The sequence below is a fragment of the Afipia birgiae 34632 genome (assembly GCF_000308295.2).
GTDB lineage: Bacteria > Pseudomonadota > Alphaproteobacteria > Rhizobiales > Xanthobacteraceae > Afipia > Afipia birgiae.
In genome coordinates this window covers 2,738,482-2,759,813 of sequence record NZ_HG326652.1, presented here as the reverse complement: position 1 = coordinate 2,759,813, position 21,332 = coordinate 2,738,482, and the positions used below count along the sequence as shown (strand labels likewise).

The 21,332-nt window shown below is 63.7% G+C and carries 19 protein-coding genes; 10 read left to right on the top strand and 9 right to left on the bottom strand.

Translation table 11 applies throughout. The features are described 5' to 3' along the window. Positions 1–87: 87 nt before the first annotated feature. From smc to BN32_RS12995, 3 genes are all read right to left on the bottom strand, one after another. Entirely contained in the window at positions 88–3,552 is a 3,465-nt protein-coding gene (gene smc, locus BN32_RS13005) for a chromosome segregation protein SMC (protein ID WP_019198650.1), read from the bottom strand. Between the two features lie 252 nt (positions 3,553–3,804). Continuing rightward, the gene (locus BN32_RS13000; protein ID WP_019198649.1) at positions 3,805–4,461 is read right to left on the bottom strand and encodes a DsbA family protein; all 657 of its coding nucleotides are present in this window, start codon (positions 4,459–4,461) and stop codon (positions 3,805–3,807) included. Positions 4,462–4,578: 117 nt separating this feature from the next. Next, a complete protein-coding gene (locus tag BN32_RS12995) occupies positions 4,579–5,058 on the bottom strand; it encodes a DUF721 domain-containing protein (protein ID WP_019198648.1) in 480 nt (159 codons plus the stop codon). Between the two features lie 29 nt (positions 5,059–5,087). Between BN32_RS12995 and mutY the strand changes: the two genes are divergently transcribed. Beyond that, positions 5,088–6,185, top strand: a complete 1,098-nt coding sequence (gene mutY / locus BN32_RS12990; RefSeq protein ID WP_019198647.1) for an A/G-specific adenine glycosylase — start codon at positions 5,088–5,090, stop codon at positions 6,183–6,185. Between the two features lie 180 nt (positions 6,186–6,365). On the opposite strand, the gene BN32_RS12985 is transcribed toward mutY, so the two are convergent. Both BN32_RS12985 and BN32_RS12980 read right to left on the bottom strand, forming a co-directional pair. Next, positions 6,366–7,655, bottom strand: a complete 1,290-nt coding sequence (locus tag BN32_RS12985; RefSeq protein WP_019198646.1) for a flavin-dependent oxidoreductase — start codon at positions 7,653–7,655, stop codon at positions 6,366–6,368. Between the two features lie 81 nt (positions 7,656–7,736). Further along, positions 7,737–8,660, bottom strand: coding sequence for a LysR family transcriptional regulator (locus tag BN32_RS12980; RefSeq protein ID WP_040426433.1), 924 nt, complete (start codon positions 8,658–8,660; stop codon positions 7,737–7,739). A 92-nt stretch (positions 8,661–8,752) separates the two neighbouring features. Here BN32_RS12980 and BN32_RS12975 point away from each other — a divergent pair, with 92 nt between their 5' ends. Then, positions 8,753–9,181 carry a nuclear transport factor 2 family protein gene (locus BN32_RS12975; protein WP_040425684.1) on the top strand — a complete coding sequence of 143 codons (429 nt, stop codon included), beginning with the start codon at positions 8,753–8,755 and terminating at the stop codon, positions 9,179–9,181. Between the two features lie 61 nt (positions 9,182–9,242). Then, positions 9,243–9,407 (top strand): DUF1127 domain-containing protein, encoded by a 165-nt coding sequence (locus tag BN32_RS12970; RefSeq protein ID WP_082773523.1) that lies wholly within the window; start codon positions 9,243–9,245, stop codon positions 9,405–9,407. Positions 9,408–9,422: 15 nt separating this feature from the next. On the opposite strand, the gene BN32_RS12965 is transcribed toward BN32_RS12970, so the two are convergent. Continuing rightward, positions 9,423–10,556 (bottom strand): site-specific DNA-methyltransferase, encoded by a 1,134-nt coding sequence (locus BN32_RS12965; protein WP_019198642.1) that lies wholly within the window; start codon positions 10,554–10,556, stop codon positions 9,423–9,425. Positions 10,557–10,951: 395 nt separating this feature from the next. Between BN32_RS12965 and ypfJ the strand changes: the two genes are divergently transcribed. Together ypfJ and moaB are read left to right on the top strand one after the other, a co-directional pair. Beyond that, positions 10,952–11,896: a KPN_02809 family neutral zinc metallopeptidase gene (gene ypfJ / locus BN32_RS12960; protein WP_019198640.1), complete on the top strand. Its 945-nt coding sequence runs from the start codon at positions 10,952–10,954 to the stop codon at positions 11,894–11,896. Between the two features lie 129 nt (positions 11,897–12,025). Further along, the gene (moaB, locus tag BN32_RS12955; RefSeq protein ID WP_040426431.1) at positions 12,026–12,580 is read left to right on the top strand and encodes a molybdenum cofactor biosynthesis protein B; all 555 of its coding nucleotides are present in this window, start codon (positions 12,026–12,028) and stop codon (positions 12,578–12,580) included. Positions 12,581–12,669: 89 nt separating this feature from the next. Here moaB and BN32_RS12950 read toward each other — a convergent pair whose 3' ends face one another. Continuing rightward, the gene (locus BN32_RS12950; RefSeq protein ID WP_019198638.1) at positions 12,670–13,605 is read right to left on the bottom strand and encodes a bifunctional helix-turn-helix transcriptional regulator/GNAT family N-acetyltransferase; all 936 of its coding nucleotides are present in this window, start codon (positions 13,603–13,605) and stop codon (positions 12,670–12,672) included. An 89-nt stretch (positions 13,606–13,694) separates the two neighbouring features. Beyond that, a complete protein-coding gene (locus tag BN32_RS12945; protein ID WP_019198637.1) occupies positions 13,695–14,267 on the bottom strand; it encodes a glycosyltransferase family protein in 573 nt (190 codons plus the stop codon). 250 nt (positions 14,268–14,517) lie between these two features. On the opposite strand from BN32_RS12945, the gene BN32_RS12940 reads away from it, so the two are divergent. From BN32_RS12940 to BN32_RS12920, 5 genes are all read left to right on the top strand, one after another. Further along, entirely contained in the window at positions 14,518–15,678 is a 1,161-nt protein-coding gene (locus BN32_RS12940) for a PA0069 family radical SAM protein (protein WP_019198636.1), read from the top strand. A gap of 68 nt (positions 15,679–15,746) precedes the next feature. Then, a complete protein-coding gene (locus tag BN32_RS12935) occupies positions 15,747–16,313 on the top strand; it encodes a GNAT family N-acetyltransferase (RefSeq protein ID WP_019198635.1) in 567 nt (188 codons plus the stop codon). A 58-nt stretch (positions 16,314–16,371) separates the two neighbouring features. Continuing rightward, the gene (gene rnhB, locus BN32_RS12930) at positions 16,372–17,127 is read left to right on the top strand and encodes a ribonuclease HII (protein ID WP_040426429.1); all 756 of its coding nucleotides are present in this window, start codon (positions 16,372–16,374) and stop codon (positions 17,125–17,127) included. A gap of 73 nt (positions 17,128–17,200) precedes the next feature. Then, positions 17,201–18,727: a glycosyltransferase family 39 protein gene (locus BN32_RS12925; protein WP_019198633.1), complete on the top strand. Its 1,527-nt coding sequence runs from the start codon at positions 17,201–17,203 to the stop codon at positions 18,725–18,727. A 12-nt stretch (positions 18,728–18,739) separates the two neighbouring features. Next, on the top strand, positions 18,740–20,068 hold the full coding sequence (locus BN32_RS12920) for an NCS2 family permease (protein WP_019198632.1): 1,329 nt from the start codon (positions 18,740–18,742) through the stop codon (positions 20,066–20,068). Here BN32_RS12920 and BN32_RS12915 read toward each other — a convergent pair whose 3' ends face one another. Further along, positions 20,069–21,277 (bottom strand): MFS transporter, encoded by a 1,209-nt coding sequence (locus BN32_RS12915; protein WP_040426428.1) that lies wholly within the window; start codon positions 21,275–21,277, stop codon positions 20,069–20,071. Positions 21,278–21,332 lie beyond the last annotated feature (55 nt).

The following is a 21,332-nucleotide window of genomic DNA, read 5'->3' as shown; positions in this document are numbered from 1 at the left end:
TATGGGTCCCCGCTTTCGCGGGGACGACATCCAGGGAGTAGTGGGCTGCGCTCACCGACCCTCCCGCTCAAGGGGAGGACGCAACAATCACGCCACGTTCTGGTCGAGAACCTTCATCGCGCCGTCGAGATCGACCGACACCAGTTGCGACACACCACGCTCCGCCATGGTGACGCCGAACAGCCGGTTCATGCGCGCCATGGTGATCGGATTGTGGGTGATGATGATGAAGCGCGTCTCGGTGGACGAGGTCATCTCATGCAGCAGGTTACAGAACCGCTCGACGTTGTGGTCGTCCAGCGGCGCGTCGACTTCGTCCAGTACGCAGATCGGCGACGGGTTGGTGAGGAACACCGCGAAGATCAGCGCCAGCGCGGTCAGCGCCTGTTCGCCGCCGGAGAGCAGCGACAGCGTCTGCGGCTTCTTGCCGGGCGGCTTGGCGATGATTTCGAGGCCCGCCTCGAGCGGATCGTCGCTTTCGATTAGGGTCAGTTCGGCCTGACCGCCGCCGAACAGCTCGGTGAACAGTCGCTTGAAGTGGGTGTTGACTGTCTCGAACGAAGTCAGCAGGCGTTCGCGGGCTTCCTTGTTGAGGCTCTGGATGCCGGTGCGCAGCTTCTTGATCGCTTCCACCAGATCGTCGCGCTCGGTGGTCAGCGTCAGGTGCTGGGCCTCGACCTCGCGCAGCTCTTCTTCGGCGCGCAGGTTGACGGCGCCGAGGCGTTCGCGGTCGCGGCGGAGTTTTTCAAGGTCGGTTTCGATGTCGGTCACGGCCGGAAGCTCGGTCTCCGGCGTGATCTCGGCCAGCGCGGCGACGCCGTGCGGCTCGACTTCGAGCATGTCGCGGATTTCGCGCTCGATGTCGTCGAGCCGGCGGCGCGTGCCTTCCATCCGCTCTTCGGAGCGGGCGCAGGCTTCGCGCGACGCGGACAGCGCATCGAGCGAGGCGCGGGCGACGCGATCGGTTTCCGCCATCGCGGTTTCGGCCGAGGCCAGCGCATCGGCCGCCGTGCGGCGCTCGGCTTCGGCGTATTCGATCTCGCTGATCAGCGCGCTGCGCTTCTCGGCGAACACCTCGGGTGCGTTTTCAAGCTCGGCGCGCTCGGTCTTGACCTCGACGATGCGGGTCTCAACTGTCTCGATCTGCGACGCGGCGTTTTCCTTGCGGCTCTGCCATTCGTTGCGCTCGGCGACAATCGCCTGCACGCGCCGGTCGGCGAGTTCGGCTTCACGCGCCAGCGCCTGCGCCTCGGCGCGGACCTGCGCCGCGAGACGGCGGTGGCCGTCCATGTCGGCGCGCACGGTGGCGAGCTTTTCCTCGTTTTCGGCGCTCGAGGGCAGTTCGCTCAAAACGGCGACAGCGGCTTCGTGTGCGCCATGCGCCTCGGTGCGATCCTCGGCAAGGCGGGTGCGGCGCTCGTCCAGCGCGGAACGGCGCGAGGCGTGGCGGTTGATCTCGCGCTCCGCGTTCGCGTGCTGCTCGCGCGCCGCATTGGCTTCGCGCTGGGCGGAGCGTGCGGCTTCACGCGCGGCGCTCTCGGCAGCGGACGCGGCCTTGAGTTCGGCGTCGGCATTGTCCAGTGCCTGACGCTTGGCGACGGCATCGGCGCGTGCCTGCTCAAGTTCGGATTCGATGTCGATAAGGCGGGCGCGCTCGGCCAGCCGCCGAGCCGCGCCGGTCGGCGCATGGGCGGCGGCGACGAATCCGTCCCAGCGCCACAGGTCGCCTTCGCGCGAGACCAGCCGCTGGCCGGTCTTCAGCTGCGAGGCAAGCTGCGCACCGCGTTCGCGGCTGACGACGCCGATCTGGGCCAGACGCCGCGCCAGTTCCGGCGGAGCGGTGACATGGGCGGCAAGCGCCTCGATGCCTTCGGGCAGCGACGGATCGCCGTCGGCGACGCCGAGATTGGACCAGCGCATCGGCGCGGTCGGATCGACCGGCGCGTCGAGATCGTCACCGAGGGCTGCGCCCAGCGCCTTTTCGAACCCCTTGGCGACGTTGACGCCGTCGATGATCGGCGGCCACAGGTTCTTGGTTTCGCCGTTGACGATCTTCGAAATCGTCTTGGCTTCGGTCTCCAGCCGCTGCACGCGTTTTTCTGCGTCGGCAAGCGGCGCACGCGAGGCCTCAAGCGTGGCGCGGGCATTTACATGCGCGGCCTCGCTGGCCTGGGTCGTGGCTTCGGAGATCAGCAACGCTTCCGCTGCCGCCTCCATTGCAGCGACCAGCGTATCCAGATCGCCAAGTCCACCGGTCTCGGCGGCGAGCTTCTCGACTTCGCCTTCGACGCTGACGATGTCCTGATCGAGCCGCGCGAGGCGGTCGCGGTGGGTGCGGACGTTGGCTTCGAACTGGTTGCGCTTTGCGGTGAGATCGGCGAGCGCGGTGGTCAGTTCGGAGAAGGTCCGCTCCGCTGCGGCGAGCGTGGCTTCGGCCTCCGCAACGCGCTCATCGGCGCCGCTGCGCTTGTCAACGCGCGACTTGATTTCATCCTTGAGGTCGTTGTCCTCGGCCTCTAGCCGCGCCAGCGCGACGTCGGCATCGGACAGTTGGCGCTGCTCGCGCTCGATGTCGGCGGCGAACTGGGTCAGACGCCGGTCGAGCTCAATGACGCGCTCCCTGGCGCGCGCTTCCTCGCGGTCGAGCATTTCGCGGGTGTTGGTCAGGCGCTGCAAGCCGGCTGCGGCGCGCGCTTCGTTCTCGCGCAGGCCCGGCAGCTCGGAGGCGCGGATCGCCTGAATGCGTGCGGCTTCTGCCTGCTGGAGGGTGCGTTCGGCCTGCTCGCGGACGTTCAGGTCGTGGGTCTGGCCTGCTTCGGCGACGTCGGTATTGGCCTGCAGCCAGCGCAGGTGAAACAGCAGCGCTTCGGCCTTGCGGACCTTGGCGGCGACTTCGCGATAGCGGATCGCCTGACGCGCCTGCTTCTTCAGGCCCTCGATCTGGCTCGCCAGCTGACCGATGACGTCTTCGACGCGGGTGAGGTTGGTCTCGGCCGCCTTGAGGCGCAGTTCAGCTTCATGACGGCGTGCATGCAGACCGGCGACACCGGCAGCGTCTTCCAGCACGCGGCGGCGCTGGTCGGGACGCGCCTGAATGATTTCGCCGATCTTGCCCTGGTGGACGAGGGCAGGCGAGCGCGCACCGGTGGCGGCGTCAGCGAACAGAATCTGCACGTCGCGCGCGCGTACGTCGCGGCCGTTGATGCGATACACCGAACCGGCTTCGCGCTCGATCCGCCGTGAAATTTCCAGCACTTCCTGATCGTTCATCGCGGACGGCGCCGAACGATCGGAGTTGTCGATGGTCATCGCCACTTCGGCGTGATTGCGTGCGGGGCGGTTGCCGGAGCCTGCGAAAATCACCGCGTCCATGTCGGCGGCGCGCAGCGACTTGTGCGAGGTTTCGCCCATCGCCCAGCGCAGCGCTTCGACCAGATTCGATTTGCCGCAGCCGTTGGGGCCGACAACGCCGGTCAGACCCGGCTCGATCAGAAAATCGGTCGGCTCAACGAAGGACTTGAATCCGTGAAGGCGAAGGCGCGTGAGTTTCATGCGATGGACACTCTGTTGGCCGGGGAACTCTCGAAGTCGGAATTATCCAGCCGGGGCAAGGTCATAGCAGGCCTGTGCCAGTATAACTGAGTCGCGGAATGCGCCTCGAACTGTCCGCACAATGGCGAGGCAGGCCGCCGAGGGCAACCGGCCCGCGGGGCTTTTCCCAAGGGATTTAAAGGGATTTCCGAGGGATTTCAGTGTGTTTCGGGCGGATGTTCCCGAAAACTGGACCGGTTCCGCCCGAATGCCTCAGCTCTTGATCAGCGGCTTGATCAGCTTTTCGAAGGCGTCGAACGAGGTGTCGCCCTTCACGGCGGTTCCATTGACGAAGAAGAACGGCGTCGAGTTGACCTTCAGCTTGCTGTAGGCGTGCTCACGCACATCCAGAATGCCCTTCTGGATTTTCGGATCGCCCTGCACGCAGTCCTTGATCATCTGCTCGCTGAAGCCGGCCTGCTTGCCGATGCGGTTGATGGTGCCGAGCGCGTCCGAGGCCAGATCGTTCTGCTGCTTGAACAGCATGTCGACGATCGCGAAATATTTCGGGGCATCGTCCTTGGCGACGCAGCGCGCCAGCGCCGAAGCCGCCAGCGCCACCTGATCGAGCGGGAACTCGCGGAAGATGAAGCGCACCTTGCCGGTGTCGATGTAATTGGTCTTGATCTGGGGGAACACGTCCTTGGTGAACGACGCGCAGTGCGGGCACGTCATCGAGGCGTATTCAATGATGGTGACAGGCGCGTCTTTCGATCCCATCGCCATGTCGCCGAGCTCGCCGACTTGATTGATTTCCGCTGCGGTCTGGGCGCTGGCCTGGCTAACCAGCTGCCATGGCGAAAGGCCGAGTGCTGCGGCGAAGCCGGTCAGGGACAAGGCGGCGGTAAAAGTGCGGCGCGTGATGTTCAACGGTCTGCTCCGGGAAATACGTGCGAACGGCGTCGTCACGCCTGATGAGGAACGTTTCGCTAGCTTGAAACGACAATTGTGGCAATGCCGGGCCGCGGTCGCGCGCCGTTCTGAACCTCAATTTCGCTTGATCGAGGCGCCCAGCCGCGCCAGCGCCGCACGCAAACCGTCATCTTCCACGGTGCCGAGCGAGGCTTCGACCTTCGCGACAGCTGCGGCGTCGGGTCCTTTTCTGATTTTCCGCACGGGTTTGCGCGACAGCGGCGCCTGCCGCAGCGCGATCCGCCCCACCGCGTTCCACCCCAGGAAACGGTTGACCCGCTCCAGAATGACATCCGAGGTGTGCTGGATTTCCAGCGCCATCGGGCCTTCGACCCGCAGCACCAAGGTGGCCGGTTCGGGAATCTGGTTCTCGACCGGACGCGGCCACTGGATTTTCAGCGGTTCCGAATGGGCTGCGACGTTGGGTCCTGCGATCTCCGCCCATCGCGTTACCAGTTCACGCGAGGCAAAGCCCTGCTTGGCGAAGGCGTCATTGATCGCACTGCCGAGCAGTGCGGATAACGGCTTCGCGGTGAGGGGACCGGGCTTGTTCATGGGCGGTTGTCGTCGGTACATAGTGTCCCATGACCTTATCAGGCGCTGCCGCGCGGCGAAAGAAATCTGAGGACAGCGCGGCAGCCGATCGCCCGGCGCTGCTGCTGGCCTGGTACGACCGCCACCGCCGCCAGTTGCCGTGGCGCGCGCCGCCGGGCCGCGCGAGCGATCCGTATCGCGTATGGCTGTCGGAAATCATGTTGCAGCAAACCACCGTGAAAGCGGTCGGGCCGTATTTCGAGAAATTCACTGCGCGCTGGCCGACCGTGGCGGCGCTCGGCGCTGCATCGCTCGATGACGTTTTGAGAATGTGGGCGGGGCTTGGTTACTATTCCCGTGCGCGCAACCTTCATGCCTGCGCCGTCACGGTGCTGCGCGATCACGGTGGTGCATTTCCCGACACCGAAGACGGTTTGCGGTCGCTGCCGGGGATTGGCCCCTACACGGCTGCGGCCATTGCCGCGATTGCATTCAGCCGGCAGACCATGCCGGTCGATGGGAATATCGAACGCGTGGTGTCGCGGTTGTTCGTCGTCGAAGATCCGTTGCCCAAATCCAAACCTCAGATTCAGCAATTGGCGGCGACGCTGCTTTGGGATTCACGCGCGGGCGACAGCGCGCAGGCGCTGATGGATCTCGGGGCCACGATATGTACGCCGAAGAAACCCGCCTGCGCACTTTGTCCACTCAGCGACAATTGCGCCGCGCGAATACGGGGCGATCAGGAGACGTTTCCGCGCAAGGCGCCGAAGAAGACCGGCGCGCTGCGGCGAGGTGCAGCCTTCGTCGTCACACGCGGCGATGAACTGCTGGTTCGTACGCGCGGGGAAAAGGGGCTGCTCGGCGGCATGACGGAAGTGCCGACATCCGAATGGCTCGCCGGTCACGACGACAGGGATGAGCGCGGGCAGGCGCCCGCGCTCAAAGTCTCACGCTGGCATCGCAAAACAGGCGTGGTCACGCATGTGTTCACGCATTTCCCGCTCGAGCTTGTGGTTTATGTCGCGAATGTCCCTGCGCGCACGCGCGCGCCGGACGGCATGCGCTGGGTGCCCGTCGCCACATTGAAGGACGAGGCCTTGCCGAATGTCATGCGCAAGGTCATCGCGCATGGATTGGGGGAGTAGCGAGAGCGGCAATGGTACGATTGGCCGCGATGTGAATCCCTCCCCCTTGTGGGGAGGGGCAGTCGAGCGTAGCGAGACTGGGGGTCTTCTAATTTCTCCCCCACCCGGCGCGCCCGTTCGCTTCGCTCTCGGCGCGCCACCCTCCCCACAAGGGGGAGGGAAAAGGCGGTGCCGCGAGTGCTACCCCGCGCTCGACAGCATCGATGTTTCAGGCCGGGGCACGATCGGCGGCTTGGCGTTGAGGGCATCGACCTGAAAGCCTGCGACGCGCTTGTAGGTGTTGGCGACGTCTTCCAGTTCCTGCTGCGTCATCACGTCGGTCACGACATTGAAGCCGTTCGGCGCGCGTTCCTCGACCAGTTGCATCACCTGCTCGGGTCCGTTGCGGCGGTTGAGCTTGACGAGTTCGGTGGTCGCCGGACGGCGTTCGGTCTCATAGGCCTGCAGAGCCTCCGACGTCTCGCCGTGATTGAGAATCTCGCGCGTAATGACGCGGGCATCGAGAATGGCCTGCGATGCGCCGTTGGAGCCGATCGGATACATTGGATGTGCAGCGTCGCCCATCAGCGTGACGTTGCCGAAGGTCCAGCGGTCGATCGGATCGCGGTCAACCAGCGGATATTCGTAAGCGTGCGCGCAATTGCGGATCAGGCCGGGGACATCGAGCCAGTCGAATCTCCAGTCCTCGAACCAGGGCAGGAATTCGTCGAGCCTGGCTGCGCGGTTGTAGTCCTCGCGCCGCCACTGATGGTCCGGCGGAAAGAAGCGCTCGGCAATCCAGTTGATGCGGAATTTTCCGTCTCGCGTCGGCGCATTCGAAATCGGATAGCAGACGAACTTCAGGCTTTCGTGGCCGGCCATGATCATGGTGCGGCCGGACAGGAAAGCGTCGCTTTCGGTGATGCCGCGCCAGAGGATGCGGCCATTCCAGATCGGCGGACCTTCGGCGGGATAAAGTTTGCCGCGCACGGCGGAATGGATTCCATCGGCCGCAATCAGCAGCGTGCCGTCATAGGTGCCGGCGTCGTCGCCGGTGGCCTTGTCGATGAAGCGGGCCGAAACGCCGTTCGGCGTATCGGTGAAACTCGCCAAGTGGTGGCTATTGAGCAGATTGTCGGAGTCCAGACGTTCAATCACGGTATCGAGCAGGATCTGGTGCAGCACACCGCGATGGATCGAGAACTGCGGCCACTTGTACCCGGCTTCAAGCCCGCGCGGCTCGCTCCAGATTGGTTTTCCGTGCTTGGAGAAGTAGGACAGTTCCTTGGTTCTGACGCCGGCGGCATCGAGCTTGTCGAGCAGGCCGAGTTCGGTCAGTTCGCGCACCGCATGCGGCAGCACGTTGATGCCGACGCCCAGCGGCTTCAGTTCCGGCACGCTTTCGAACACGCGGCACGGAATGCCGATCTGATGAAGGCTGAGCGCGAGCGTCAGCCCGCCGATCCCGCCGCCTGCGATAAGAACCGTCATGATACGCTCCTGTAACTGCCGTCGTCATGGCACGGGAAACGGCGAGGGGGCAACTGCGAAAGGGCGTTCCGGAGCGCGGCGCTAACCCGTCTTTCGCTTCGGCCGCGCCATCTCGCGTCCGATCTCGAGCATGATGCTCCGCAGCCAGATCGAGCCGGGGTCCATCTGCACGCGGGTCGGATAGAACATGAACTGCTCGTCGATCCCCGGATCGATAGGCGGGAACACTGTGACCAGCGACAATTGTTTCGACAGTGCGGCAATCAGGCGGCGCGGTACGAACGCAACGAGATCAGTGCGCGCAGCGACATGCAGCGCTTCGATGTAGCTCGGCACCACCAGCGCGATGCGCCGCTCCAGCTTTTTGGTCTGCAGCCAGGTGTCGATCAGGTCTTCGCTCTGGCCGCGAATGACGACAGCGACATGCCGCGCCTTGAGAAAGGTGTCCTTGTCTTTCAACCGCGCTCCCGCCGGATGACCATGCCGCACCGCCAGAGCGTCGGCGTCGGTGTAAAGCAGCTGCCGGTGAAATCCCTTGAAGGCATCCCCGATGCTGATCACGATATCGATCGTACGCGCGAACTCTGCGGTGAAGATCGCGGGGCCGCGCCACGGAACAACGTCGATCCGCACGCCCGGCGCGGCGGCGTCCAGCCTTTTCATCAGCGGCGGCATCAGCAGTTCAACCGCGAGATCGGGCATCATCAGGCGGAAGCGCCGTTCGCTGCGCGCGGCGTCGAAATCGTCCGGCATGAACAGGCCGCGCACCTGATCCAGCGCCTGGGCCAGCGGGGCGCGTAATGCCTGTGCGCGCGGCGTCAACTCCATGCGCGCGCCGACGCGCACCAGCAAGGGATCGCCGAGGATGTCACGCAGGCGTTGCAGCGCGTGACTGGTCGCCGGTTGCGACAATCCGATCCGCATGGCTGCCCGGCTGACATTGGCCTCCAGCAGCAGTGCGTCGAGAGCGACCAGCAGGTTGAGGTCGAGCGAAGCTAAATTCATCGTGCGAATATATATCATACGAAGCATCGATTGGAAGAATATCGATGGGAGGCCCATCATCCGCCCATCAATTCAAGCAGAGGACGGAACTCATGAGTGCCGAAGCCAACAAGAAATTGATCCAGCAGATCTTCACCGACTCCGCCAACCGCAGCGGAATGACCTTCATCGATCACCTCGCGGACGATGCGGTGTGGGTCCAGACCGGCCAGTGTTCCTGGTCGCGTAACTTTACGAGGAAGGATGAAATCACAAACGGCCTTCTCGGCTATTTGCGAACCTTGCTGGCGGATCGCCCGCGGACGCTGGCGTTCAACTTCATTGCCGAGGGCGACACTGTTGTGGTCGAGGCAAAAGGTGACAACGTCACAAAGTCTGGCGAGCGCTACGACAATGAATACTGCATGGTCTGGCGCGTCGAAAACGGCAGGATCAAGCAGATCAAGGAATACTGTGACACGGCATTGGTCGAGCGCGTGCTCGGTCCGTTTCCGAAATCGCAGATGCGGGCAGCGGGTTGAAGCGGTGGCCCGCGCTTATCCGGGTGTCAGGCCGCGGCTCGCGTTGCGGTTGCTAGATTCGATGCGGGATACTGTTCGCGATGCTTTTGAAGTTTTCCGGACCTGGCGCCGACGTATTCGCGATCGCCGCGAACTCGGAGCGATGAGTGAGCGCCAGCTCAACGATATGGGAATGAGCTGGCCGGAGATCGCGTTCGAGATCGAAAAGCCGTTTTGGCGGGAGTGAATGGTGGACGGCGGGTCAGCCCGCCGCCATCTCGCTGCGGATTTCGGCGCGCAACTCGTCGATCAGCCTGAGACCCTTCTTGGTCTCGACGTGCCAGAAGGTCCAGCCGTTGCAGGCTTCGGCCCCCTGAGCGAGCGCGCCCATGCGGTGGATCGAGCCGACCTTGTCGCCGAGCATGATCGCGCCGTCGGCACGCACCAGCGCGCCATGCTTCTTCTTGGAATCGACCAGTTTGGTGCCGGGCAGGATCATGCCGCGCTCGACCAGCTCGGAAAACGCGACACGCGGCGCACCGCGCGCGGTCATGAATGGAGCAAGCGTCGCTTCCGGCAGCGGCTCGATGGCGGCAATACGCGCTTCGGCGGCCTTGGCATAGGTCTGGTCGCGCTCGAAGCCGATATAGCTGCGGCCGAGGCGTTTCGCGACAGCGCCGGTGGTGCCGGTGCCGTTGAACGGGTCGATCACGAGGTCGCCGGGCTTTGACGACGACAGCAGCACACGCGCCAGCAATCCTTCGGGCTTCTGGGTCGGATGGACCTTCTTGCCGTCGCTGCCCTTGAGACGTTCTTCGCCGGTGCAAAGCGGGATCGTCCAGTCGGAACGTGCCTGCACGTCCTCGTTGGCGGCCTTCAGCGCTTCATAATTGAAGGTGTAACCCTTGGCGTTCTCGTCGCGCGCCGCCCAGATCATGGTCTCGTGGGCATTGGTGAAGCGGCGGCCGCGGAAATTCGGCATCGGGTTGGTCTTGCGCCACACGATGTCGTTGAGAATCCAGAAGCCCAGATCCTGCATGATCGCGCCGACGCGGAAAATGTTGTGATAGGAGCCGATCACCCAGATCGTCGCCGACGGCTTCATGGCGCGGCGCGCGGCAAGCAGCCATGCACGCGTAAAATCATCATAGGCGGCGAAGGATGAGAACTTGTCCCAGTCGTTGTTGACCGCATCGACATGGGATTCGTCGGGGCGCTTGAGGTCGCCCTTCAATTGCAGATTGTATGGAGGGTCTGCGAAGACCAGATCGACCGATCCGGCTTTCATCTTCGACATCTCCGCGACGCAATCGCCGATGACGATGTGCGAACTGGGAGCATTTTCAAATTGAGTGCGGGGCGCCTTTGCAGACGCCCCGCGACGCGACACTACCATGACTCAAAACCTGACTCAGGCGACGCAGCCGGCGACGCGGGACTAACAAATCCGACTGTCATCACCATGAATGGCCAAGGTAAAAATGAGCTTAATCAAAAACAGGTTTGTGACGAATCCGAAATTGATTCCGAAATCCGGTTTGCATCGCGGATCGCAAACGCACGCTGAGCGTTGAGCGATGCAGCAATCGGCGGAATTGCTGGCACTGCGCACCTTTCGTTGCGAAATTCAGCCCGCATTCATGTCGTGGAGTGGAAACACATCGAAATGCCGCATGAGTGTCCTGAATCCGAACTAGGCAATTTTTGCCGGGCGCTGTATGAATCGTTAACAGGACTTTCGGCTCCATCGCGTTGTGAGCACGACGCGCCCGCCGGTTGAGGAGATTTCCGATGCGTTACGATGATTTCCGCCGCAGCGACAACATCGACGATCGCCGCGACGACAGCGGCTACGGCGGAGGCGGCGGAGGTTTCGGATTTCCGATGGGTGGTGGCGGCGGGCTCGGCATCGGTACCATCGTCGTGCTCGGCCTGATCGGCTGGGCGGTCGGCATCGACCCGCGCATCCTGATCGGCGGCGCCGAGATCCTGACCGGCGGCCAGCAGCAGGCGCCGAGCTATCAGACCGATCGCAGAACCAGCAGCCCGCCGAAGGCCGGCGCGCCGACGGACGAAATGGGCAGCATGATCGCCGGCGTACTCGGCGAAATCGATGACCGCTGGAGCGAAATCTTCTCGGCGAGCGGCCAGACCTATCGCGGACCCCGCATCGTGCTTTTCAAGAATGCCACCAACGGCGGGCGCTGCGGCATGGCGCAGTCGGCCATGGGCCCGTTCTATTGTCCGCCCGACAAGCAGATTTTCCTCGACACCGGATTCTTCCGCGAAGTCGAGACCCGTTTCCGCGGCTGCTCTGGGAACGCATGCAAGTTCACCACCGCCTACATCATCGCGCATGAAGCCGGTCACCACATCCAGAACCTGCTTGGCATCCTGTCGAAGGCGCAGCAGATGCAGCAGCAGGCCGGTAGCAAGGCCGAGGCGAACAACATTCAGGTGAGGGTCGAGTTGCAGGCGGATTGCCTGTCCGGGGTCTGGGTCAACCGCGAAGAGAAGAAGCGGCCCGGGTTCCTTGAGGCGGGCGACATCGATGCGGCGCTGCAGACCGCGTCCGCGATCGGTGACGATACGCTGCAGCGGCAATCGACCGGGCGGGTCGTGCCCGACTCGTTCACCCACGGTTCGGCCGCGCAGCGCAAGCGCTGGTTCATGACCGGCTTCCAGCAGGGCTCGGTGCAAGCCTGCAATACATTCGCGCCCGGCGTTCAGCTCTAGCAAGCGGGAGTCGTCATCCAGAGGTGCGAGCCATTTGGCGAGCCTCGAAGGATGACAGCGCCGTCGCCCTTCGAGGCTCGGGCAGGAATCGCCTCGCACCTCAGGGTGACGGCTAAGGAAAAAGACGTGATGTCCTCAATCGATGAAACCAGGAAGTTCGTCCCGCTCAACATCGCGGTGCTGACTGTGTCCGATACGCGCTCGCTGGCCGATGACAAGTCCGGCACGACGTTGGCGGACCGGCTCACGGCTGCGGGCCATCGCCTTGCCGCGCGGGACATCGTCACCGACGACGCCGATGCGATTCGCGCCAAGTTGCGGATGTGGATCGCCGATCCCGGCGTCGATGTGGTGATCACCACCGGCGGCACCGGCTTCACCGGCCGCGACGTGACGCCGGAAGCGGTTGAGCCGTTGTTCGAGAAGCGGATGGACGGTTTCTCGATCGCGTTTCACATGCTGAGCCACGCCAAGATCGGCGCGTCGACCATTCAAAGCCGCGCCACCGCCGGTGTCGCCGGTGCGACGTTCATCTTCTGCCTGCCGGGCTCGCCAGGCGCCTGCAGGGATGGATGGGACGGCATTCTCGCGCAGCAACTCGATTACCGCACCAAGCCGTGCAACTTCGTCGAGATCATGCCGCGGCTGGACGAGCACCTGAAGCGCGGCAAGGCGAGGGCGTAAGGCTCGTCAGTGCGCGGAGCGTAAGCGACGAAGCAATCCATCTTTTTTGTCGCTCTGCTTCGCTTCGCTCGCAATGACGATGAGTACGTCTAGAGCGTCAGCTCCCACGTCTCGCCGATCAGGTCGTGACCGAAACTGTGGTGCGGTTCGGTTGCGACATGCACGAAACCCGCGTTCTGATAGATTCCACGCGCGGCGAGCAGCATGCTCTGGGTCCACAGCGTGATCTTGCGATAGCCGCAACTCCGCGCGAAGGCGATGCACTCATCCACCAGCCGCTTGCCGAGGCCATGACCGCGCGCCGCCGGATCGATCAGCAGCAGACGAATCTTCGCAACCTCATCGGAGTGCTTCACCAGAAATACCGAGCCGACCTGCTGGCCGTCGATCTCGGCGATCCAGCAGCGTTCGCGCGCCGGGTCGAAGTCCTTCAGGAACTGCGCGGTGATCTCGGCGCACAAGGCCTCGAAGGAAATATCCCAGCCGTATTCGCGCGCGTAGAGCAGGCCGTGCTGCTGCACGATCCAGCCCATGTCGCCGGGCCGATGGACGCGCAGTGTTATCTCGGGGCGGCCGGCCTCGTCGTCGAGCAGCCGTTCGATGGCCGTCATTGCGGTGACAAGGCGTTCCTCGCCGCCACGCGGGAGTTTTTCAAGCATCTCCCCGATCTCATCATGCGAACTTCGATTGAGGCGGCCGTATGCCAGTCGTCCCTTGGCCGTCAGGGCCAGCCGGAATTGCCGCCGATCCGAGGGGACCGGCTTTCGCGTCACCAGCCCCTTGTCCATGAAGGCTTGAACGATGCGGCTCAGATATCCCGGATCGAGATCGAGTTGGGCGCCGATCTCCTTTGCGGTCGGCTCGTCGCGGTGTGCGAGCTCGAAAAGCACGCGGGCTTCCGTCAGCGAGTAGGGGCTTTCAAGGAGTTGCTGCTCAAGCACACCGATCTTGCGGGTGTAGAAGCGGTTGAACCGCCGGATCGCGGCGATCCGGGCTTCCTTCGCGGCTTCCTGAGTAATGTCCATCGGCGACCGACGCCTCGTCCTGTTCAGACGGGCATCTTCGGGATATTGTTGACGCAGTCAAGTATTATTGTTGACGTGGTCAACTAGTTTCAGGCGGCCACGAAAATCCGCGTCCGCAGCACGGCGCGGCCGGTGCGGCCGAGTTTGGAGAGCAGTTTGGCCTCGGCGCGGCGCGCCGCAGGGGCATAGCCGCCAACCCGCTCATAATGGTCGCGGGAAATCAGCAGGCCCTGATCGGGCGAGGGTCCGGAGATGAACCGCGCGAGGGATTTCACTCCGTCGCGCACGGTGGCGTCTTCATAGGGAGAGCGCGCGTAACGAAAGACACCGGCGCGCTGACGGCCGCTTAAAGAAACGCCCTGAATGAACTGGGTGGTTTCGTCGATCCATCCCGAATCCAGCACAGCGCCGGGCAGCAGGAACAACAGCCAGGGCGAGCGGCTTTGCTGGGCGCCTGCCGCAAGCGCTGCGCCGCGCGATCCGTCGAACTTCAGGAAGTTGCAGCCCGCGATGTCGGCCACCCGCTCGATCGCCTCGGATGCCGCACGATCCACCAGCACCACGTCCCGCACGAGGCCGGCCGCCGCGCCGGGCACCAGAGCCGCAAGGGTGGCAACAACGGGTTGCTCGGCGCCTTCGGTGGGAATGACAACGCTGATCATGAGTTGTTGAAATACGTGTCCGCCAAATGACTGATGCGAAACCGTTATCATCTTGTCACAGTCAGAACAGCCCGTCAGGTGCAGCTTTTTGCGGCATTCATGAACGCCGGACCATGTCGTTCAGCCACGAACGCTGGCCGGACGAGACGCCAAACCGGCGCCGCGCACGACCGGAAACCGGCGCAAATATTTTGGGGACGGGCGTCATTGAAGTTCTTGTTTTGTTCTCATTCGGTGCTATGTTCTCCCCATGAGCCATGCATCCCATGCCCTCAAACACCCGCCGGTGACGCCCCCCTCTGATCCGGCGGGTGTTCCTTCTCCCTTTCCTGAAATCGAAGTCGCGATCGACCGTCAGCGGCGCAGGGGCCGCGGGGCGCAATCCAACGCCAGCGGACGGTTCGAGGCCGAAGCACGGGTCACCTTCGACGACGGCTGGCAGAGCCTCGAAGAGTTGCCGCCGTTCAAGACCACGGTCGCGGTCGATACGGCACGCAAGGTCATCACCCGCAACGACTCGCCCGACATCGGCTTCGACCGCTCGATCAATCCGTATCGCGGTTGCGAACACGGCTGCGTCTATTGTTTCGCACGTCCGACCCACGCCTATCTCGGCCTGTCGCCGGGCCTCGATTTCGAATCCCGGCTGTTCGCCAAGCCCGACGCGCCGGAACTGCTCGAAAAGGAACTGGCCGCGCCGGGATACGAGCCGCGCATGATCGCGATCGGCACCAACACCGATCCGTATCAGCCGATCGAGCGCGAGCACAAAATCATGCGCGGCATTCTCGAGGTGCTGGAGCGCACCGGGCATCCGGTCGGGATCGTCACCAAATCGGCCTTGGTGACGCGCGACATCGACATTCTTGCGCGGATGGCAAAACGCAATCTTGCCAAGGTCGCGATTTCGGTGACGTCGCTGGACCCGAAACTCGCACGCACCATGGAGCCGCGCGCCGCGACGCCGCCGAAACGGCTTGAGGCGCTGCGTCAGCTCGCCGCGGCGGGAATTCCGACAACGGTGATGGTCGCGCCGGTGATCCCGGCGCTGAACGATTCCGAGATCGAGCGCATTCTCGATGCCGCCGCCCATGCCGGCGTCAAGGAAGCGAGTTATGTGTTACTGCGCCTGCCGCTCGAAGTGCGCGACCTGTTCCGCGAATGGCTGATGGCGAATTATCCGGACCGGTATCGCCACGTCTTCACACTGATCCGCGACATGCGCGACGGCCGCGATTACGACTCGCAGTGGGGCACGCGGATGAAGGGCACCGGGCCGATGGCCTGGATGATCGGACGGCGTTTTGAGATCGCCTGCGAGAAGCTCGGCCTCAACAAGCGGCGGTCGAAATTGACCACCAGCCACTTCGCCCGGCCCAAGCGCGGTAATGAGCAACTCGATTTGTTCTGATCTTCAATCCATCCCGGCCGCGACATTCGCGCTTCTGCAAGGCCATCAAATTCCCTATGAGTGGGATCATGAGCCCTGTAGACAAAAGCGCGGCGGAGTTCGGAACGATCATCGTTACAGAGCGATTGCTGCTGCGTGCGGCATGCGACAACGACATTCCGCTGCTTCAGAGCAAAATCTTCAGCGTGCCGGATGTCATGCAATATGTCTTTTCAGGTATTGCGTTGCAGTCTGACGAGTCTGAGGCGCTCATCAGGCAGCACTTCAATTTCGGAGAGGGAAAGACGGGCCTCTCGGTATTGACTGAGAAAACATCGGGAGCTGTTCTGGGATTTGCAGGTCTCTATCCATGCGACATTCTGGGCCGGGACGATTTCGAGATCGGATTCGTTCTTGCCAGGGAGGCGTGGGGACGCGGACTGGCGAGCGAGATCGGTGCGGCGCAACTGGCGTTCGGATTCCAAGAATTGGGATGTGGTCGCCTGGCGCTGGCTTATCCCGAAAATGTTCCGTCCAGACGAACTATCGAGAAACTGGGCATGCGCCATGTGACGGATGTCTCGATCAGCGGACGCGGCCCACGCCGGGTCTATGCCATCGATGCGGATGAGTGGCACTCAACCCGCCCTGAATAACGGGCACGGCTGAAAATTCCGGCTTGCGGGACGCTTCATGCGCCCGCAGCATCGCCGCATGATTCGGAACAAGTCCCCGGCGGTTCCACCCGCTGCAAAAAAAGCGAAACGCGGCGTCATCAGCGTCGCCGCGCCGAGTTTTCGCCGCGAGCGTGCGTTGCTGAAGCGTGGCGTCTGGCCGGTTGCGGGTTGCGACGAGGCCGGGCGCGGGCCGCTGGCCGGTCCGGTGGTTGCGGCTGCCGTGATCCTCGATCCGAAGCGGGTTCCGAAGGGCATCGACGATTCCAAGCGGCTGACCCGCGAACGCCGCGAAGCGCTGTTCGAGGAAATCTGCGCGACCGCGCTCGTATCGGTGGCGGTTGCGCCGCCATCGCGGATCAACCGCGACAATATTCTGCGCGCCTCGCTCTGGGCGCTGGCGCGCGCGGTGCTTGCGTTGCCCGAGATGCCGAAGCACGTCTTTGTCGACGGGCGAGACCGGCTGGCTACCTCCTGCGATTGCGAGGCGGTGATTGGCGGCGATGGTATCGTGCTGTCGATTGCCGCGGCGTCCATCGTCGCCAAGGTTTCGCGCGACCGGCTGATGTGCCGGCTGGCGCAGGATCATCCCGGCTACGGCTTCGAGCAGCACATGGGTTACGGCGTCCCGGCCCATCTTGAGGCGCTCGACCGGCTCGGTCCGACGATTCATCATCGCCGCTTTTTCGCGCCTGTCGCGGCGTCACGCCGCAAGCACTTTGGGGAAGACGATACGCCGGCGACTGCCCAGATCGAGATGATCATGTCGTCGGAAGAGGCAATCGCGGCGATCTGAGCGGCTCGGTTGCCTGATCGCCTCATGCGCTTTATCAGTGAGGCGTCCCTCGCACGGCCGGTTTAAACGTTTCATGCGTTTCACATCCCTGATCGTTGAACTGGTCCGCGCCCGGCCGCGCCTGATCTTCTGGATCGTGGTGCTGGCGCAGTCGGCGCTCTGGTTGTTCTTGCCCTGGTTATTGTACGGAAGCCCGCCCGGCGACGTCGCCACGGTGCTGGCGTTCGGCCGGGAGTACCAGGTCGGCACCCATCTCGGCCCGCCCCTCGCGTTCTGGCTCGCCGATGTCGCTTTCCGCCTGTCCGGTGGCCATATTTTTGGCGTCTACCTGCTGTCGCAGCTCTGTTTCATCCTGACGTTCTGGGCGCTGTTCAAGCTGAGCCGCGCCATCGTCGGCGCGCAGCAGGCGATTCTCGCCGTGCTGCTGACGGCGACGATCACTGCCTTTTCGTTTCCGGGCGCAGAGTTCGGCCCGCTCATCGTCGCGCGGCCGCTGTGGGCGCTGATCCTGCTCCACACCTGGCAGATCGTCGGGCAGGCGCGGCGTCGCGCGTGGTTCTGGTTGCCGATCGAGATCGGCCTCCTGATCCTGACCACGTCGGCGGCATTGCCATTGCTGGCTCTGCTGGCGGTGTTCGTGCTGGCGACGCCGAAAGGCCGCCGCGCGCTGTTGTCGACCGATCCGCTTTATGCCGCCGTCGTGGTGATGGTGCTGGTGCTGCCATATGTGATCTGGCTGATCCGTGCGAATGCACTGGCGCTGCCGTCGCTGCCTGTGGTGGCGGAGCTTCAGGACCGGCTGCTCGGATGGGGCGGGCTGCTGGCGGGGCTGTTGTTCGGCTTGTCCGGCGTGGCGCTGCTGCTGATCACCAATTCGCGCGCCCTCGACCGCAAGAGTGAAGACCCGCCGCTGATCTTCCGTCCGCCGGTCGATCCGTTCGCGCGGCTGTTCGTTTATGTGTTCGCGCTGGTCCCTCCGGTTGTGCTCAGCTTCATCGCCGCGCTGTTTGACCGCGATCAGGTGATCGGCGGCGACGGAGTCGTTCTCCTGCTCGCAGGGCTTGCGGTTGTCATTGCGGCAGGAGATCTGATCGCGCTGCGGCGGCAACAACTCCTGCGTTCGGTGTGGCTGGTCATCATGGCGGCGCCGATTGCCGTTGTCCTCGGCGTGACATTCATCCAGCCATGGATCGGAAGCACCGAGGTCAAGACCTCGCTTCCGGCGCGGGATATCGGGCGCTTCTTCGGCGAGAACTTCGAGCGCCGCACCGGCCGCCCGCTGGCGGCAGTGGCGGGCGATCCGCATCTTGCGACGCTGATCGGCTTCGGGGCGTCCTCGCGCCCGCACGTGATGTTCGATGCAACACCGCAAGAGACGCCGTGGATCACGCCAAAGCTCTTCACCGAGAACGGCGGCGTGGTGGTCTGGCGCGCGGCGGATACTGCCGGCACACCGCCTCCTGACATTCTGAAGCGGTTTCCCGGCCTCGTGCCGGAAGTGCCGCGATCATTCGAGCGTCTGGTCAAGGGCCGCCAGGCGCTGGTGCGGATCGGCTGGGGCATTGTCCGTCCGCAGACGGCCCGGCCGGGCTCTCGATAACAGCGAGACATCATGAGCGAGCAGGCGGAAAAATCCGGGACGACATTTCTCGACCGCCAGTTCGGCCTCACCCAGCACGGCACGACAGTTCGCACCGAATTCGTCGCCGCGGTCACCACGTTCCTGACCATGGTCTACATCGTGTTCGTCAATCCGGTCATTCTCGCCAATGCCGGCATGGACAAGGGCGCGGTGTTCGTCGCGACCTGTCTTGCAGCGTCGGTGTCGACGCTGGCGATGGCGTTTCTGGCGAACTATCCGATCGCGCTCGCGCCCGGCATGGGGCTGAACGCGTTCTTCGCGTTCACCGTCGTGATTGGCTACAAGTACACGTGGCAGCAGGCGCTCGCCGCGGTGTTCTGTTCGGGCGTGATCTTCTTCGCGCTGTCGATCTTCCGGCTGCGGGAATATGTCATCGACGCCATTCCGCGAAACCTGAAATTCGCGATCTCCGCCGGCGTCGGGTTGTTTCTTGCGATCATCGCGCTTGAGCAGGCCAAGATCGTGGTGGCGAGCCCGGCGACCTTGGTAACAGCGGGTCCGCTCGGCGTCGCGCATCCGGCGCCGGTGCTGTGCCTGCTGGGCTTTGCGCTGATCGTGGCGATGAACGCGCGCAACATCGCCAGCGGAACGCTGATCGGCATTCTTGCGGTCTCGCTGATCGGGTTGCCGCTGGGGCTGACCAGCTTCAACGGTGTGGTGTCGCTGCCGCCGTCGCTGGCGCCGACATTGTTCCAGCTCGATTTCTCGCGCGCCACCGAACTGACATTCCTGATCGTGGTGTTCAGCTTTCTCTTTATCGATGTGTTCGACAACGCCGGAACGCTGATCGGCGTCACCCATCGCGCGGGCCTCACCGACAAGCACGGCAATCTTCCGCGCATGAAGCAGGCGCTGATGGCGGACAGTTTCGCCGCGATGTTCGGGGCGCTGATCGGCACATCGACCACCACGAGCTATATCGAAAGCGCCTCCGGCGTTGCTGTGGGCGGCCGCACCGGGCTGACGGCGGTATTCGTCGCGCTGTTCTTTCTGCTGGCGCTGTTCTTCGCGCCGCTCGCCGGGATGGTGCCGGCCTATGCGTCTGCCGCCGCGTTGCTCTACGTCGCCTGCGTAATGGCGCGGGGGCTCGCGGACATGGCGTGGGACGACGTGACCGAATACGCGCCTGCGGTTGTCACGGCCATCGCGATGCCGCTTACCTATTCGATCGCCACCGGCATCGGTCTCGGCTTCATCACCTACGCGGTAATCAAGATTCTCGCGGGACGCTTCGTAGATGCGAAGCCCGCGGTGCTGGTGCTCGCGCTGGTGTTCGCGGCCAAGTTCGCGATCGGCTAGCTACGCCACAGCCCGCCGCTGCATCAGTGCGGCAATGCCGAGGCCAACCAGTGCAAGCGCGACGGCCGGAAACACCACGATGTTGACCATCGACCAGCCGTAGCTCGCGAGCAACTGGCCCGACGAGAACGAGCCGATCGCCACCAGGCCGAACACGATGAAATCGTTGAAAGCCTGAACCTTCTTGCCTTCCTGCGGACGGTGCGTTTCCACGATCAGCGCCGATGCGCCGACGAACGAGAAATTCCAGCCGACGCCGACCACGAAAAGCCCGGCCCAGAAATGCATCGCGGTAATGCCCGACAGACCGATCACCGCAGCAGCAGCTTCCAGGATGAGGCCGGCCACCGCGACCTTCGCCGCTCCGAAGCGCGAGATCAGCGAGCCGGTAAAGAAGCTTGGCCCGAACATCGCAACGATGTGCCACTGAATGCCGAAGTTTGAATCGCTTAGCGACAATCCGCAGAACTTCATCGCCAGCGGTGCGGACGTCATCAGAAAATTCATCGCGGTATAGGAAACCGCGCCGCAGAGCGCGGCGGCGATGAATCGCGGTTTCCGGACGATCTCCAGCAACGGCCGCCCTCCGGTCATTTGAGCAGGGGCGGGCTTGGGTGCATTGACGCCGGCAAGTACAGCCATCGCCACCAGCGCAACGATGGTCTGAACCAGAAAGCTCACCGCGAACAGATAGGGTGGCCAGATATCCATGGTCCATTGCACGAGCTGCGGACCCAGCACGCCCGCGAACACGCCTCCCGCCATCACCCATGAGATCGCTTTTGGCCGATAGGCGGCGCTCGCGCTGTCGGTCGCGGCGAAGCGATAGGATTGCGAGACCGCACCGTAGAGTCCGCCGAGAAACGTCGCGACGCAGAACAGGATGAACGAGCCCTGCAGAATGGCGACGGCGGCGAGGACGCCGCACAGTGCGCCGCAGCCGGTGCCCGCGATGAAGGCCGTGCGGCGGCCGAAGGCCTGAGAGATCATGCCGGTGGGCAGGGTGCCGGCGGCAAGGCCGAGCATGAAGATCGAGAGCGGCAGGGTTGCGAGCGAGATGTCTGGCGCAAGCGTCGCACCGACGATCGAGCCGGTCGCGAAAATCACCGCCGCATTCGCGCCAGTCAGCGCCTGTGCGGCCGCAAGCCGCCGCACATTTGCCCGCGCCACCGTGTCGTCGATAGCTCCGTCTGCAATGTGCATATTCATTGTGGGCGCCCCGGATGGCTGCGTAATGCGCAGCACCGAAGGCTTATGGCCTGAA